This is a genomic window from Cognatiyoonia koreensis, from assembly GCF_900109295.1.
In the GTDB taxonomy this organism is placed as follows: Bacteria; Pseudomonadota; Alphaproteobacteria; order Rhodobacterales; family Rhodobacteraceae; genus Cognatiyoonia; species Cognatiyoonia koreensis.
The window spans coordinates 846584-863154 of the sequence record NZ_FOIZ01000002.1 but is presented as its reverse complement, the minus strand read 5'-3'; the positions used below and the strand labels follow the sequence as shown (position 1 = coordinate 863154).

General features: G+C 53.5%; 11 protein-coding genes. 4 read left to right on the top strand and 7 right to left on the bottom strand.

The features are described 5' to 3' along the window. Nucleotides 1-44: 44 nt before the first annotated feature. From BMY44_RS15740 to BMY44_RS15715, 6 genes are all read right to left on the bottom strand, one after another. Nucleotides 45-3425: a G8 domain-containing protein gene (locus BMY44_RS15740; RefSeq protein ID WP_089996857.1), complete on the bottom strand. Its 3381-nt coding sequence runs from the start codon at nt 3423-3425 to the stop codon at nt 45-47. Then, entirely contained in the window at nt 3425-5011 is a 1587-nt protein-coding gene (locus tag BMY44_RS15735; protein ID WP_089996856.1) for a hypothetical protein, read from the bottom strand. The genes BMY44_RS15740 and BMY44_RS15735 overlap by 1 nt, the downstream gene beginning before the upstream one ends. 125 nt (nt 5012-5136) lie before the next feature. Continuing rightward, nucleotides 5137-5391: a spike base protein, RCAP_Rcc01079 family gene (locus BMY44_RS18525; RefSeq protein ID WP_089996855.1), complete on the bottom strand. Its 255-nt coding sequence runs from the start codon at nt 5389-5391 to the stop codon at nt 5137-5139. A 138-nt stretch (nt 5392-5529) separates the two neighbouring features. After that, nucleotides 5530-6534, bottom strand: coding sequence for a glycosyltransferase (locus BMY44_RS15725; RefSeq protein ID WP_089996854.1), 1005 nt, complete (start codon nt 6532-6534; stop codon nt 5530-5532). Beyond that, complete coding sequence (locus BMY44_RS15720; protein WP_089996853.1) at nt 6531-8042, bottom strand: hypothetical protein; 1512 nt, start codon at nt 8040-8042, stop codon at nt 6531-6533. Before BMY44_RS15720 ends, BMY44_RS15725 begins: the two co-directional genes overlap by 4 nt. Continuing rightward, complete coding sequence (locus BMY44_RS15715; protein ID WP_089996852.1) at nt 8039-8815, bottom strand: WecB/TagA/CpsF family glycosyltransferase; 777 nt, start codon at nt 8813-8815, stop codon at nt 8039-8041. The genes BMY44_RS15720 and BMY44_RS15715 overlap by 4 nt, the downstream gene beginning before the upstream one ends. Before the next feature lie 557 nt (nt 8816-9372). On the opposite strand from BMY44_RS15715, the gene BMY44_RS15710 reads away from it, so the two are divergent. The 4 genes from BMY44_RS15710 to BMY44_RS15695 all read left to right on the top strand — a co-directional run bounded on the left by BMY44_RS15710 (nt 9373) and on the right by BMY44_RS15695 (nt 15123). Next, nucleotides 9373-12108: a G8 domain-containing protein gene (locus BMY44_RS15710; protein WP_165611865.1), complete on the top strand. Its 2736-nt coding sequence runs from the start codon at nt 9373-9375 to the stop codon at nt 12106-12108. Nucleotides 12109-12258: 150 nt separating this feature from the next. Beyond that, the gene (locus BMY44_RS15705; protein ID WP_089996850.1) at nt 12259-13062 is read left to right on the top strand and encodes an SAM-dependent methyltransferase; all 804 of its coding nucleotides are present in this window, start codon (nt 12259-12261) and stop codon (nt 13060-13062) included. Between the two features lie 103 nt (nt 13063-13165). Further along, nucleotides 13166-13972: a galactosyl transferase gene (locus tag BMY44_RS15700; protein ID WP_131801623.1), complete on the top strand. Its 807-nt coding sequence runs from the start codon at nt 13166-13168 to the stop codon at nt 13970-13972. A gap of 101 nt (nt 13973-14073) precedes the next feature. After that, nucleotides 14074-15123: a glycosyltransferase gene (locus tag BMY44_RS15695; RefSeq protein WP_089996848.1), complete on the top strand. Its 1050-nt coding sequence runs from the start codon at nt 14074-14076 to the stop codon at nt 15121-15123. Here BMY44_RS15695 and BMY44_RS15690 read toward each other — a convergent pair. Then, nucleotides 15120-16412 carry an oligosaccharide flippase family protein gene (locus BMY44_RS15690; RefSeq protein ID WP_165611864.1) on the bottom strand — a complete coding sequence of 431 codons (1293 nt, stop codon included), beginning with the start codon at nt 16410-16412 and terminating at the stop codon, nt 15120-15122. The genes BMY44_RS15695 and BMY44_RS15690 overlap by 4 nt on opposite strands. Nucleotides 16413-16571 lie beyond the last annotated feature (159 nt).

Sequence of the window (16571 nt, the reverse complement as noted above, 5' to 3'; positions counted from 1 at the left end):
GCCATAACCCCAACGTCGCTTTGTCCGGCGACCATTGTGACTGGCTAGCCGACAACCACAGGTAAGTCCGGTGTCTGAGGGGAAAAGCCGTATTCGTGATCCGTCAGGTAGCGGAGTCGCACATTTAGGCTTCCAGCCGTCAGGACAGATCCATCGCTTTCAAGCGCGACAGACACAGCGGTCCGCGGCCACCCATTACACAGACGCCGCCAGTTCGTGCCGCCATCCGTCGAGTATTGCGTTGTAAGAATGCGTCGCCCGCCAGATTGCGGAAGTTTCATCATATTAACTGCGAAGGTCGTGTTCCCCGTGTTTGACTGCAGGGTGAAGTCCGTCCCGCGAGCAGGAGCAGCAAGCGTTGCATTGCTCGTTATGACAACGGAAATCCGACGTGTCGCATAGGTCCGCGTCTCGGTGCCTGTCACGCCGGTCTCGCGCTGCGAGCGTATGAATAGGTACCCAAAGTCTGACTGATTTGAGACACCCTCACGTGGCGTGTACGTCACCTCACCTGTGCTATAGTTGATGTCTAATGCACCATAATCAGGTGCCGTGAAGTCGCCGGGGTCAATCTCGAAAGTGCCTGTGCCGCCGGTCGCACCCGCAATTGCGTCAAACGTAACTGACCCGCCAGGTTCGACCGTCACCTCGATGTCCCCTGCGACAATTGCCGAGGAAAGTGTTATCGGTCCATTATCTATCCCGGAAGTTATGGGACTGTCAGCCTGCCAAAGCGCGGTAAACTTCGCAGGGCGGCCTGTCGGAACATCGGAAATGATTTCGCGCTGCACAACAACATCACTGCCTTGATACTGATTGTAGCCATAGTTTTCAGCATATGCTTTCAGCTTGCTGCCAAAGTTAGATCTAGGAAACGGCGAATCACCATAGGCTTTGTCAGAGATGGGTAGGCCAACTGGGTGGTTGCCGAACTTTAAGCCATCTGTATTGTCTGGCCGCTTTGTGATTGTCGTATTGGCAGACTGCCGCGCCCAAGTGCCGACGATGTCGGGAAAGGTCTCTGACGGGTCGAGTTTGTAATCGAGATAGGTTGCGTCCCAATCGTCCTCGATCACCGCTACCTGATTCAGGGTCTTGGATTGACCGCCCGAATAGCCAACATCTGTCAGCCGGTCATTCGCGTCCCGGCCAATAACCCAGAAGCGAGGGTTGTCTGGCACATTGAAATCGTCAGCGTTATAACCGACGGCGCTGCCTTTAAAGGACAAACCATGGAAGAAACATCCTTCGGTGCGCGGTCGTATGACGGCAATCTGCGCGGTGTTATTCTCGACGCGGATACCGCTGCCAATATTAACACCATCAATCACGTAAGGATCGACTAATATGTAAGTGCTGACGTACTCCAGATAAATTCCGGTAAACCGGCTTCCGAAGGCGGTTGGGTTCTTCCAGATCACGCTAAAATCGTGGTTTTGCCTTGGATCATCCTTGGCGACGTACATGCCAGTCATACAGCCGATCGACATGCAGTCGGCAAAGTGAACGATAGGGTAGTCAATTGCACTGAAATTCCCAACGCCATTATTGGAAGACGTGTTCATTAGACCGACTTCTTGAAGGTCGAGAGTGTTGCGCGGCAGATGTGTCAGATCAAATAGACCCTGCGAGTTACCTGCATTCAGGCTGCGATGCCAGAACACATGGCCCCACGAACAGGACGTTGCAACGCAGCGCGTCACCTTGATTGCGCGGCTGCGATAGCCGAACCCGTATCCGTCATTGAAATGATCACCCCCGATGCCGTGCCACTGCGCGTGGTGGCCCTTGGGTGTGCTTTGGAGCCAATTCGCTCTCTCAAGGTTCACAGCCGTCGCTTGCATCGCAGACAGGTCGTCCCAGACGCCGGTTTCGCCGCCTTGTTCTGATACGATACCGCAACCATAGACACGAAACGTAGACGAACCTCTGATTGTCATTTCACAGTCGTGGTGAACAATACCCCAGCCGGGGCTGTCATCGACCGTCATGTTGACGACCTGCGGAATAGGCCTTCCCGCCCGCGAGTGGTTCCACCCCACAACGTGCGAGTGCCAAGGATAGCGTCCGCGCATGTTGGCGTCATTCGTCAAAGGAACTTCAACCATCTCGGTCTTGTTTGTGGACGAATTGAATTGGTAGGTTTTGAACGCGCCATCGTCATTGAGGACGCCCAACCGTGAGGCACCTTTGATGGTACGACCAAGACCAATCAAGCCAACGTCGTGGACATTCTGACGACTGTGCATGTGCATAATCATGACATGGGGGCGCTGCGTAACAGGTGACAGACTTTCCGCTTGGAGGATCAAGTTTCGACTTTCTGCACGAAGCTGGACCATTGGGCGCACGTCTTTGTTGTAGGGCTTGCGGTCGTTCTGGTCGTTGTGCGGGTTGGCAAGCGCAGGCGTAAAGGAAATCGCATTTCCAGATATGCCGGTGATCGTAACAATTTCGTCCTTGACGACCTGCGGCAGTCCCTCGCCGATCGTGAAGTTGTCCTGAATTGCAGTTCCGCCGACAATGATCTTCGTTCCGACGTCCCAGCCCACCGGAGCTTTCTCAAGCGTGAGGCTCGTCGCTCCTTGCGGAACACCCTCTGTCGCAAGGCTGTGGTTCAACATTTCCGCACCGAAGACATCGACAGCACCAAGCGAAACAATACCCCGGCTTAACAGTGTTGGGTCTTCGACAATATCGAGTAGTGACTTGCCGTCAAAAGTGAGAATAGCCTTATTGCTTGAGTTGATACGGTCGGTTGCGCTGTTTCCGAGTGCAAGCAAACCCATCCTGTCGACGATAATATCGCGCACATACATGTGCGTATTCGCGTCCGTGGCAAGCCGGAACGTCCCATCAACGCGCAAGCGGCGGATCAAGAGGTTCGGTGCGTCCACGTCATAGTTCACTTCAACGCCATGTGGGATAAGCACGCTGTCGCCGTGTTGCGGAACCGATCCGGCAACCCACGTTTGGGTATCAGACCAATTGCCATCCTGTGCGGCCACACGGGTCATTTTATTGTGTGACGCCAAAGCTACGGCAGCTGCATCGTCGCGATTATGGTTCGCCGTCATCATCAGCGCATGAACCAGAAGCGGTGGCGAAACCAAAGTCCCCTCGTCGCTGACAGTCTCCGCCTCGACCCAGGACCCACCAAGGCCAGACAGATCTTGGGTTGTCGCCGTGCCAAGGTTTTCACCACCTCGCACGCGCCATTGGATCGAGGTCAGGTTGTTCAGCCGCGATGTGTCCAGTACCGCTGTATCTCCATCGGCCTGCGGACCTGCAATCAGAGGTAAGTGCATCGGTGCTGCGGCACTGAAAGCCGGGATATCGACACTGGCCGTTCTGGTATCGACCGTGACGGAAACGGTGCCAAGGTTTGACCCGGTCGTAGGGCCTTGGAGCCTGATCTGTGTCATTAAGAAATCCCCCAACGGGTCTGAGCGTAGGTAAAGAGCTGCAAAAGTTCGGTGTCAGTAAGCGCGTCGTCAAAGCGCCATAGCTGCGCAGCGTCGTGATTGAGCGTGGCGGAAAGGTTGCGACTTGCAGCGACGCTCAGACGTGTTGGCGTGCCGTAGGTCGAATAATCAAGTGTTTCATCGACCTTTGCGCCATCCACCCACAGGCTCGCGACACCTGACATGCTGTCAAAGCGGTATGCAAAAATCGTCCAGTCGTTCTGCGTCGAAACCGGATTTATCAGGACACGGTGCGCGGTGCTGTTGACCCGGCCAAAGAACTCACCGCCCGTCGTGTCTCCGCTGTCGATCTGGAAAGAACGCGCGCCGCCCGTGTGCGCAAAAAGACTTGAAAACGGGCTGCTCACCGTGATTGCCCGGAACACGATCATCAATGTCCCGGTGTCGCCAAAGTCAGGACTGTCAACGTCCTGAAAATAATCGCCCTGGTCAAATCTAACAACATCCATGGCGTTTTGCGCGGAAGTCAGGACTTTGGGGCGCGCTGCGTCGTTGGCCATTGAAAACCTGTTCGACCCGGGGCCTTGGTTCTCCCACGCGCCGATCTTCTGGCCGACCAAGTTGAAGGCACCAAGGGCCCCTGCATCAAAGTCATCCCTATAGGAAGCCAGATCAGATGGAGTGAATGCCGCGCCAGGTGGAACGGAAACTGGCCCGCTTTCGATCGTCACTTCGCCGAAACTTTCCCGGACAGTCAGAACTGTGTCCTGATCCGCGGCACCGATGACGTGCATTGATCCCGTCGCACCCGCAATCGGGAGATCGTCGCGAAACCACTGATAACTTGGAGCGTCGGGTTTCGTGCCAGCATAGAGCCATAGTCCGGCAACGCATGTCAGTGTACTGCCAATGTCTGTCACACCATTGATTGCAGGCAAGACAAGTGGCGTCGCGGCTGTCTCTACCATATCCGTTGTCAGGGAAACCCCGTCCGTGACACGCGAGTTGTACGTTCCAGCAAAAACTCCGCTTTCGATCTGAATGCTCAGCGCCCCGTCTGCGTCCGCAATCACCGGTTCGCTGTCGATCGCAGTCAATGTAAATGCGGTCGCCGCCACGATCGTCAGATTAAGGGTCATGTTGGCAAACCCGCCAGAATTGCGGGCGGTGACCAGCAAGCTTGTGTCGGCCTGCAGCGCGAACTGATCAGTATCGAAGCTGATCAGACCAGTCGATGGGTCGACACTTACGCCCTGCATTTCATCAGTTTCAAAGGTCAAATTAACACCGTCAAAGTACACGGTGGCATCGACCTGATGCCGTCCAGACGCCAGGACAAAGCTAAGATCATCATTTGGCACAAGCACGATAGGCGGCGCATAGGCAAGCGGTGCGGCGTCAGAAAAAACTTCGACGCCAGTTGATGTCAGTCCGACACGAATCATCGCACCGTCGTCATGACGCCCATTCGCCAGATCGACGAGTTCACTGAGGCCGGTTGCACCGGCGACGTCAGACCATCCACCCGAGGGCGACGTCATCTGCCAGCGGATACTGTCAACAGCACCGGCGTTGGTGCTTAGCATTAAGGTGGTGCCCTCTTCTGCAACACCGTTTGTCAAGCCCTGCAGGCTAACTGTAAACTGCGAAGACAAAGTTGCTCTTCGGTATCTTCTTTTAAAACCGATACCGTTAAAGCCTGCCCTGCTCATCAGGACCAACCATAGAATGTGCCACTTGTGCCGGTGCTCAAAACACGCACGCCGCGCAAGCTAAGTTGGTCACCCGCTAGAAGGCTATAGGTCAGGACGGTCCCGTGTATATCTTGCACCACGATGTCACCGGCGACCTGGCAATAGATAACCCGGGGTCTGATCGCGAGGTCTGCGTTGTCATCGGGAACAATTAGGTAATGCCGTGTTGCAGGCGTAGTCAAACCGGGACTGTGGGTCGAAAATTCATCCATATGGGAGCCTCGTCAGTTATGCGCTGAGTGGCGCAGGAACAATCGAGGGCATTCTTGGATAAACCTCTTGCGAAGTCGCAAAGCTATCGCGCGCAGGCGTTGCGTGTGCCGTTCAAGCTCAAAATTTCTGGGTTTCGGCTATGTTTGGCGGTACGCGTGCGGTCCAAGAAAAAGTGGTCGCAGAACGTGCGTAAAGTGATCTCTGAAGAAACTTTTGGGCAGTGTTGGCTGCTTGCCTCGACACCGCCGATGCACAATGTGAAGCACCGCCATCGGCCACAATGAAAGCGCTATCATCGCAGCCTTCGGCCGCCCGTAAGCACGCTCAAAATAATGCGCCCATGATTCATAGAGATACCAGGGATCACGCTGACGGTCCTGCGCTGATGCAAACTGGCCTGTCGCAGTACCTTCAGCATGCAGAACCTGCGCCTCTGGCACAAAGATGATGGATCGGCCGGCCGTCCCCAGACGTCGCATGAGGTCGACTTCTTCATAATATAAGAAGAAAATTGGATCGAAAAAATTGACATCTGACATCGCCGAGAAGTCAAACATGACCGCCGCACCGCTTACCCAATCGACAAGCCCGCCGGGGGTATCTTTTGGCATCGCAACCAAGTGGTTTGACAGCATGCGGTCTATGGGACCAAAGGACAGGATACGTGCCAATTCGCTGCGCCAGCATGGAAAACGGAACGCGGACGTGGTCGGAGTTAGATCCTCTCGTAAAACCGCCGCACCCGCGGCAGCAGCCGACGGATGTGCATCCAATGTATTTGCAAGCATATCAATCGCGTTATTGTGGAGCGACGCATCCGGATTGAGCAGAAGAACCTTCGACGGCGGCGTTTCCAAGTTTTGAAGCGCGCGTAAGGCTACGTTGTTGCCGCGCCCGAACCCGTGGTTTTCGGTCTCCAGACAGAGGCTGACGCGGTCCTGCCAGTTCCAGTTTTGATGAGCCGCCGTCAACGTGGCAGCATCATCGTGCGGGGAGGCATTATCGACGACGATAACCCTGACCTCCCTGCCATCACGCGCACGTTCCAACACTGAATTGGTGGCTGTGATCGTAAGTTCAGCAGTCCCATAATTGACCACAACAACGGCAATCCACTCGCCGGAAGGTGAAGTCAGTTTCATGAGGATGTGCGCCGATGTCGTATTGTCTTGGCCCGCGTATAGCTAATGTCGCGCGTCACTGGCGTTTCAGCAGAACTGTCTGGCTCGCCCTCTGGCGGTTCGGTCAATTTGCGCCGGTATTGCGGTTTTGAATTTGGCGCTACGTCCGGATCCTGCTTTGATGTTCCGGTTTTTAAGGACGCAAGTTCTAACCGACCAATCAGCGATCCAACAATCAACCAAACATAAGGATCACTCCCCGCATTTGGAATCATATCGAGAAGCTTAGCTGCCAGTATTAGGGCAAGAGCAGCAGAATACGGATCAAGTCGGTCCCTTTTCGAAATGAACAGGGCGATGATCGGCCAGCAGAGCAAGCCAAAGAAGCCAATGTATCGGAACCAGCCCCCGACTCCGAAGTGAATGACCCATACTCCATCGGTAACAGAAAGATCACGACCTGCATCATTGTATACTCGGTTCCTGCTCCATCCCCCCCAACCAAAGAACGGTCGTTCACGCGCCTTTTCCAGCAGGATATCTTCGTTTCTCAATCTGAAACTGAGCGAACTGGCGCGGGCGGGATCAATACTCTCGGCGAGCGCGACCACGCGGTCCACAGGTATAACGTTTGCAGCGCGGAGTAACGGGTATGTCATGACAATGCCCGCGATGCAGGCCGCGACAAGCAATTGAGCGCGGGCGCGCAGTAAGATCATGAGCGGTAGAACCAGAAGCGTAATGGCCAAAGCACCTAGGGTTTTGTTTAGGATCAAGACAACAGTTAAGAACCCAACCAACGCCCACCACCTGATCCGTTTGGCCGGACCGCTCGTCCGTGCTAACGCCGCTGAAGCTAGAATGGCGAGGCAAAAGAACATCGATAACGTCAGGCCGTGACTGAGGAACACCATCGACCGAAAGCCACCAGCACGGATCTGTTGGTTAAACGAATGCTGAAAAAATCCATAAATCTGCCTGTGCAACTGGGGGGACATGCGTATCTCCCAGAGAGCCGGCGCACTATACGCGAGGGCTGAAACTGCAAGTGCTATAAGCAAGGTTCTTTGCGCTTGCGGACTCGCAAGTGCTTTTCGTGCGATGATTAGCGGAATGAGGGTAATAACTATACTTAGAGAAAATGAAAAGCCGTCGTAAAGCTTCATCCCCGAGAGGTATCGCGAACCGTATACTAGCGGGTCTTGGTTGGTTAGTACTGTGCCGAAGGTGCCGATGAAAAGCAGCACAATGAATGCAAGGACCACTATACTTCGAGGAACCCAGCCAGGGTTCGTGTGCGTCCATTGTCTTGGCCTTAGCAGGACAATGGACGTCATTATCAATGCTGTCACAACTGGGATTGAATGCTTATCGAGCGTTGGCAGAACAGGAAGGTCCAAGCCAATCCTCTCAGGCAACAGAAGAAACCCCCCAAAAATTGTGCTACAAATGGCCGCCGGCAATTTTAACTTGTTGAACAGAATGATCCCGATAACAGGCCAAACCGAAAGAGCGATCCAACCTATCATGGCAAGATGCTCTTTGTGCTGAACCTTGCAGAAATTGCACGGACCGTCAGACGCGGCAAAGCCAGAATGCAGGCGGCATAACGCCCGGCAAGGCGTTCTGGGTTGGACATCATGCGCCACAGCCATTCAGCCGCAATCGCTTGCACCCATCTTGGTGCCCTCTTTTCAGATCCGCTGATGAAATTCAGGCCTGCGCCGATTGAAACAAACCCGATATGGGGATGCAGCTTTTGTGCGCGGGCGGCCAACCGTTCCTGCTTGGGTGCACCAAGTGCGATAAAACAAAGCCCTGCACCTGACGCGTTCAGATCTTTCATATCGGCCGTCGCAATCGGACCATCCGGATCGAAACCCATATCAGGCGATTTGCAGAATGCGACCTCAAGAGTTGGGTGTTCCTGTCTCAATGCCGCAGCGGCCTGCGAAAGCGAGCATTCATCAGACCCGTACAGAGCTACCGGCACACCATGGGTTGCGGCCAAAGCGGCAAGAGGGGTGATTAATTCTGAACCCGGGATCAAGGACACGTCCTGTCCCGCCAGTCGCGATAGCCAGACAATCGGATTGCCATCCGCCGTCACATGGGTGTGTTGTGAATACGCTTGCCGAAAAGCGGCGTCACGCCGCAGCTTTACCACGTGATCAAGGTTCAGCGTGGCAACGGAGAAACCTACACCCGCATCAAAGCGGGCCACCAGATCAGCTAGCAGACTGGCCTGATTAGAGGTCGTGACCTTAATGTCTCCATGCTCACTCTGGCTCCAGACCATCATGATGTCTTACCTTTCGACAGTACACGCCCTGTTGCCAAGGCTTCATTAACTTAAACCGGTTATGGGTGTCAGTGACAAATTGACTAGAGTGGTGGTGTATCGTGAAGATCGACTTTTTGTTCGCACGAAATGTGCAGTTTTTGTGAAGTGGCAGTCATCATACGCATGTGCGGGATTCCGCGCAATTTGCAAAACGGTGAACCGCCATTGGATTGTGGCTGCTGCGATGTGCGCAACATCTCGCGGATGGATCGGCAAGAATCCACTAAGATTTGTGTGATTCTGGATAATTCGCGCCTGTCGGGTTGCGTTTGAGAAACGAATCCATGACCAGCCTCAGCGCGAATTCACGAGTTGTTTGCTTAAGTCTGCGTGCCTTACTTTCATCACGATTTCCGCATTTTTTTGCTTGTTAGTTAATGAAGTATGAGCGCGAACAGCGTCTGCAACCGTGGGCGCGCCACATGAATCGGTCTGTGCAAATCAGCCTTAAAAGCGACGGGGGCACTCGCTTTTCGGGTTTTGCACGGGCACATATTGATGGATTGGATCGAATAATGGGCCTGTCAGTTCTGCTCGGCATGATGTTTGGCGCGGTTTCCTGGATCTTCGGAACCGAAACAAACTTCAAATCAGCCTCCACCGCTGCTGCACAAGACAATGGTATAAAGAGTTCCAAAGCAGTTCACGGAAAGAAATCACTTCAACCTGATCAAGGTAACGAACCAGAAAGTGAAGACGACGAACCCCACAAACCGGGCAAACCTGATGACAAGGGTCAAGGGCATGGCAAAAACAATCCAAAGCCCGACCACGATGACCCTGTTGAAGAAGATCATGATCATCCGTCAGTCACCTTGTCTGGGGACACCCCCGAGGAGATCGAAGCCTTCGTACAAGCAGTTCGGTCTGCGCCCGAAGCGCACGCGCATGGCGACCACTCCGGCATGGCCAAAGAGCATTTGGCTGCATTGGACTTGGTCCCGCGCGACGAAGCGACTCACATCGCCGTCCGGGATGGTGACTGGGACGATCCCGACACGTGGTATCAGGGCAATATCCCTGGTGACGGTTCCCGCGTTCTAATCCCCGAAGGCGTCCACGTCCACTATGATTTTGAGAGCGACGCGCGCATATTCACGCTGCGTGTCGACGGTGAGCTTGAATTCGCAACCGACACCGACAGCAAGCTGGTCGTAGATACATTTGTCGCCTCGCCGACCAGTAAGCTAGTGATGGGAACAGAAGATAACCCTGTCGACGCCGACGTGAATATCGACATCATCTTCGCCAACAACGGCGCGATCAATGTCGACTGGGATCCAATGCTGCTCAGCCGCGGCTTAATCGCACATGGCGAAGTCAGCATCCACGGGACGGAAAAGGACTCACATGAAAAGGTCATCGAAGATCCGATGGCTGGCGATAAGTCCGTGACCTTTGCAGAAGCGCCGACAGGTTGGGCCGTTGGCGATACAATCGTCATCGCTGGCACCACCTACGAAGGCTATTACGATTGGCAACCCGCCGTGGGCTACATTCCTTCACAGGATGAAGTTCGCGTCATCAGCTCCATTGATGGCAATACCATCCATTTTGATGAACCGTTGGAGTTCGATCACGACACCCCGCGCGCTGATCTGAAGACTTCTGTAGCCAACTACACTCGCAACGTCTCATTCGAGACAGAAGACGCAGACTTTGCCGAGGTTTCAGAGCGCGGACATGTCATGTTCATGCATAACGATGATGTCGAAGTGCGCTATGCCGAGTTCCACGAACTTGGCCGGACAGATAAATCAACGGATGCGTCCGATGTTGGCGACCTTGACGAAGTGCTCTCTGACAGCAATGTCAAAGGTCGCTATTCTCTGCATATTCACCGCGCAGGTGTTGAAAGCGAAGATCAGCCAGCGATTCTGGAAGGGAATGCCGTGTTCGGCTCGCCCGGATGGGGTTACGTACACCACGATAGTCACGCGATCCTCGATAACAATGCCAGCTTCAACACGTTTGGCGCAGGTTATGTCGCCGAAAGCGGGAACGAAACTGGCGTATGGTCTGACAACATCGCAATCTTTTCCAAAGGGATGAGCTGGCAAGATCCCAAAGGCATCAATGCAAGTCCATCCAATCTCGAAGACTTCGATATGGGGCGCAGCGGTGATGGTTTCTGGTTCCAGGGCCGGATGATAGAATCAACTGACAACGTTGCTGCAAGCGTTCACAATGGATTTGTCTATTTCCACCGGGGCTTTCTCGCTGACGACTCAATGCTGACATATGACGCATCCGTCACTGATCTTGAGGCTGCATTTCACTATGATGATGCAGTTAGACCAGACACGCATCCCATACTCGGATTTCACGGCAACGAAGCATTTGCATCCAAAGCCGGGGTCTATGTTTTAAAGGGATGGTTCACACAGGATCACGCGATCAGCACAGTGATGGACGACTTCACCGCATGGAATGTGAAAACGGGTGCAGATCTTGCCTATACCGGCCATTATATTCTGAAAGACTTCGATCTGGTCTCGCGCGATTTCTCCGAGATGCTGGGCGGTCCAGGGGCCGGAATCGACGTCGGCAACAACACGATCGATCTGACGATTATCAATCCAACGATCGAAGGTTTCAAATTTGGAATCGATCTGGAAAAAACGCTGCTCGAGCCACTCCCAAAAGAAATGACAAATTTCACTGTTATTGATGCGACGTTAATTGATAACGAGACAGACTATCGGAACTACGACCCCGAACTTGATACGATCATCAGTTCCGATGATCTACCAATGTTGACACCGGACATCGAACTCGACGACAGGCTCACCTACAGCCACACCGCAGCAGGTGGCAATCCTGTTTATTTGACAGGGGTAAAGTCCGATAGCCTGGGCGAAGCAGATTTTGTGGATGGCCCGAACGAGTTTAAATTGTCACCCCGCGATGTTCTCAATATCCTTGAAGAACAGGGATATTTCACAACCAGCGACGGCGAGCAGTATTTTGTTGTGGACATTTACTTTTCCGATCGTTTGTCAGGTGACATCTATGTCGAAAAGCACCCTGTATTCGTTCAGGAAGGCTCTGGACTTGGAGAAGACGGGAACTGGTGGTTCCGCAATGTAGAACACAACGGAGAGGCAGACCTTGGCGGACCGGATGATCCGACTTTTGATGCTGCTCAGCTTTGGGCAACCCTCGTGGAAGGCCAGCCTGTTATTTCCGACGATTTCTCTCAGCATGCCGAAATGGACGATGCCGAAATGGATCATATGGAACTACACTAGGCTGTTCGACGATCCCGCTTTCACGCAGGAAGGACCGTTCTGATTGCCTACTTTTGAAACGCAGCTTGCTTTGTGGTTCACTGACGAAGATAGTTTGGGTGCCGCGGCCGAAAGGCCCCGGCCCCAGAAGCTTTTGGAGACATTTTTTTGATGAATGCGATTGAACCAAAAGGCGCTGTCTTTGAGCAAGAAGCAACAGTAAACGATTGGGACGAAGATTATTATCCGCCTTTGGCTATCGCACTTTATGACCGTTCCATCCCCTGGATGCTGAACGCGATGGGTGCAAAGCCCGATGATCTGGTGCTTGATGCTGGCTGCGGCCCCGGTGTCCATTCCATCCGCGCCGCCAACTACGGCTGTCGCGTTCACGCTATCGACCTCTCGGAAACGATGCTGTCTCATGCACGCGACCGCGCCAAAGCAGCCGGCGTCGATGACAAAATAACCTTCCGACAGGCCAATCTGGTCGAATTTCACCCAGAAAAACCATACCGGTTTGTATTCAGCTGGGGCGTAATCATTCACGTGCCACAGGTGGATGAGGCCTTGAAGAGTCTTGCCGATGCGGTCGAATCAGGGGGAAGCCTTGCGTTGCAGCTTGTCATGGAAGGATCGGCAGACTTCATGGTTGAACGCGCCTTGCGTGCAGTGATGGGAAAGCCCCTCAAGGATCGCGAAAAGACAGATTTTGGGACTGGTAACTGGTACACCATGAATGGCGAACGTCTTTGGGTGTTACGGTTCAACTTGCGCGATTTAGACAAACGCATGGCGACGCTGGGATTCAAGCGGATTGCGCGCCGCGCTGCGGAGGCGACCGAACACCAGCGACGCTTGACTGGTTGGACGCGCAACATCTTGCTGCGTATCAACGATGTGATCAGCCGTTTCAATATCCTGCCGGGCCTCGCATCGACGCAGATCCTTGTCTATCGCAAGATCAATAGCTAGTCCGTGTCACGTGAACAGTGGATATTGGCGCAACGCGCCGTTAAATGACAGCGCCTGTTGATGCTTTCGAATGCAGTGCTGAATTGATCGAATGAAGGCGACCATGAAAGATCTGACGTTCGTTATTCCGATCCGCCATCCGGACAACCTGCGTAACCGCGATATGCAGGTGCAGATTCTGCGCAAAACCTTTAAATCCTATACAGCACAGACCTGTGACAACTGGCGCGCAGTTATCGTGGCCAATCCAGGGACGCCTTTGCCCGAACTGCCTCAAGGGTTCGAGGTGGCATGGGTCGATTTCGGGCCAAACCCGCAGCACGAACTCAAGCAGCATGATTTCAAGGAAGCGCTACACTTCTTCCTGTTCGACAAGGGGCGTCGTGTCTGGGCCGGGATAAAGGCGTTTCCTGATTCCCGTTACTTCATGGTGATGGATGACGATGACCTCGTGTCACGCGATCTGACAGAATTTGTGCGCGACAACGGTGGCCCGAACGGTTGGTATTTGAACAAGGGTTATGGGATCGATCCTGATGGTGCCTTTGCAATGTCCATCGACAGATTTCACAAGACCAGCGGGTCCAGTCATATCGTGCGGGCAGATCTGTATCCCCTGCCTGAAAAAGATGACGAAAACTTCCGTAAATACGTCATGACCTGGCTCGGTGCACACGGCGGCATTACCGAGCTTTTTGAAGACCTTGGTAAACCGCTTGAACCGCTCCCTTTTCATGGCGCGGTCTACATGGTCAACAACCCGAACTCGCACAGCAATTCAAACTCGATGTTGCGGCAATATGTGATCAACAAGGACAGCCTACTGCGCCCGTGGACGCTTCCTGCAAAGATCGCAAAGTTGAGACGTGTAGACAAAAGATTCAAGGATGAGTTCCTGGGCGGCGCATAGGCTGCGATCCTTTGTCTGATACAGGGCGGCCAGCCTCCGGTCGGTTGTGCTATCCCCGTATTTCAGTCAGAAAATGCCTAGCGAGAAAGTAGATATGATTGATGCGGTTCTTATTCTTCATTCCCGACACACCGATTGCACGGGGTGGGATATCGGTAACACTCGACGTGATCGAGGTTCTCAACACGAACGGAATCCCCGCACTTGCCATCTATGACCGTCCGGATTTCGAATATAACATTCACACAAAGCGAGCCCCTCGTGTCTGGTCACAATCGATGCGGCAGCCCCGCGACCTGTCGGGATTGAAAAACAAGGCCCGCTTGATACGTGACATCGCCCTCGGGCGAAATAAACGGCCACGCAAGAATGCCGAGCCTTGCGCAGCGTGGGAAAGACAGAAAGACGATGTTCTGGTTGTTCCGGAATGGGTCTCGGAATGGATGCCGCACAATCTACCTTCGGACCTGCCGCTTGTCCTTTTCAACCAAAACCCGTTTTCGTTACTGTATGCGTTTGCCAAGCCAGGTTTCGAAAAAGACAGGTATCTGACGTCACTGTCCGTATCAGATGCATGTTCAGCCGGCAGTCGTATGGTCTTGGGCAAGGAACCGGTAACCTTCCCACTTTACATCTCGGATGAGCTTTACAGCTTCCAGCCGCAGAAGAAATTTCAGATTGCGTATATGCCAAGAAAACGCGGTGGTGAGGCGACAGCGCTGGTCAAAACGTTGCAAGCAGCGCCAGAACTTGAAGGCATCTCCTTCGTACCGATCGGCGGGGTCACAACGAAAGAAGCTGCGCGCCTGATCCGGGAGTCATTGTTCTTCTTGTCATTTTCCGATCGCGAAGGATTTGGCCTTCCCCCCGCTGAAGCAATGGCGACTGGTAGCGTGGTAATCGGTTATGCCGGAGTCGGTGGGGATGAGTTCTTTGACGCGTCAACCGGTATCCTGGTCCCGGAGAACAACGTGACCCTATTTTACGAAGAAGCGGTCCGCGTCATCGCAGGCTACCGGAGCAATCCGGAGGGCCTTGATGGTTTGCGTCGCAAAGCGTCCGAGATCATCGCGAAAAGATATAACAGGGCGAACTTCGAAGCCGGAGTTCTGGACGCTTTCTCGCAGATCGAAAGCTTGGTCCGTACCTAGCCGACAGGTTGCCAGAATACCAATTCAGCCAGTTGAACCACACCCCAGCCTAACAGCGCACCCAAAGCAAAGACAGCAATGATAATTCCTTCGCGCCACAAGACGACCCAGCCGCGGCGATGACCCATATAAGTTACGACAATTGCCTCGGGCAGTCGGTGCAAAGCAACGACGAACAAGGCAGCAGTCACAGAATCCAAGACGAACGTTGCGAAAGCGAGCCCGCCAACCAGACTCAGAACCGAAATGATCGATAACTTCGTGACAACGTCAAAGCGGTGTTGAGCATTGAACGCGTTCTGCAGAATATTCAGACCAAATATCAGGATCGAGAGGCTAAGTATCTGCATGATCGGCGCGACCCCGGCATATCGGTCGTCAAAGATGATATCCACGAATAACGGAGCGGCAATAATCAACCCGCCAGCAACCAGTCCTGCAGCCCCGTCCAATACAAGGCGATACCTGTAATAATTTCGGCGAAAGTCTTCCGGCGTGGACTCATGTAGCTTGCGGAAGACTTGAAGGATCACAGCATTGTTCAACGCCTGCAGGAACTGCGGAACCAGATCAACCAACTGGCGGGCTGTGTAGTAAAAACCGAAAGTCGTGGACGTCATGACGAAACCAAGAAATATCCGGTCAAATGACTGCGATAAAACGGTCAGTGTCGATTGACCAAGCACCCATTTACCGCGGCTGATCAGAACACGGATGCTTTCACGATCAAGGCAAAACGCCAGCTTGGGGCCCGGAAACACGACATTATTCAGAATGACGTGAATGACAGAGCGAAATATTTGACCAATCACGAGCGCCCAGACAGACCGTAGATAAAAAGCCAAAGCAATAGTGACCGCTAGTGTGACGACATTGCGCGCCAGATCGACGGCGGTCAGTCGCCCAAATGCCATTTCGCGTTCGCTCATGAAACGCATCGGCGTTTCGAACCCTTGGATCAATGCGGCGAACCCAATGCACACAATCGCGGGTGGCAATACAGATGCTGAATATGGACTGTCTTGGGCGAACAAATTAGCATTCTGCGCAATCAAAAATACCAATGACAGCACCATTGAGAACAGTAGAATCACGCCGCCTCGCAGGATCGAAATTGTCCAACACGTCTTCAGAAACACGTCCGTGACCTCGCCTTCACGGGTCAGGACAAGAGACCGAAGCCCGAGGTCCGAAATCATTTCCAGAAAATACAGATAAACGAGGACGACCGCGAAGACTCCATAGATCTCGGGGGCCAACAATCGCGTCAACACGATAGTTGATACCAAACGAAGTCCGATGCTCGAGGCAAACCGGATGCTAAGGTGCTTTGATGCGGTAGAGAGTTGGGACCGGAACGATCCTGTCGATGCGCTCATATTAGATATCGAACTGCCTGCCTCCTGCGGTGGTCCCTTCGGTCCACCTGAATTGCACCGCGCCCTGTA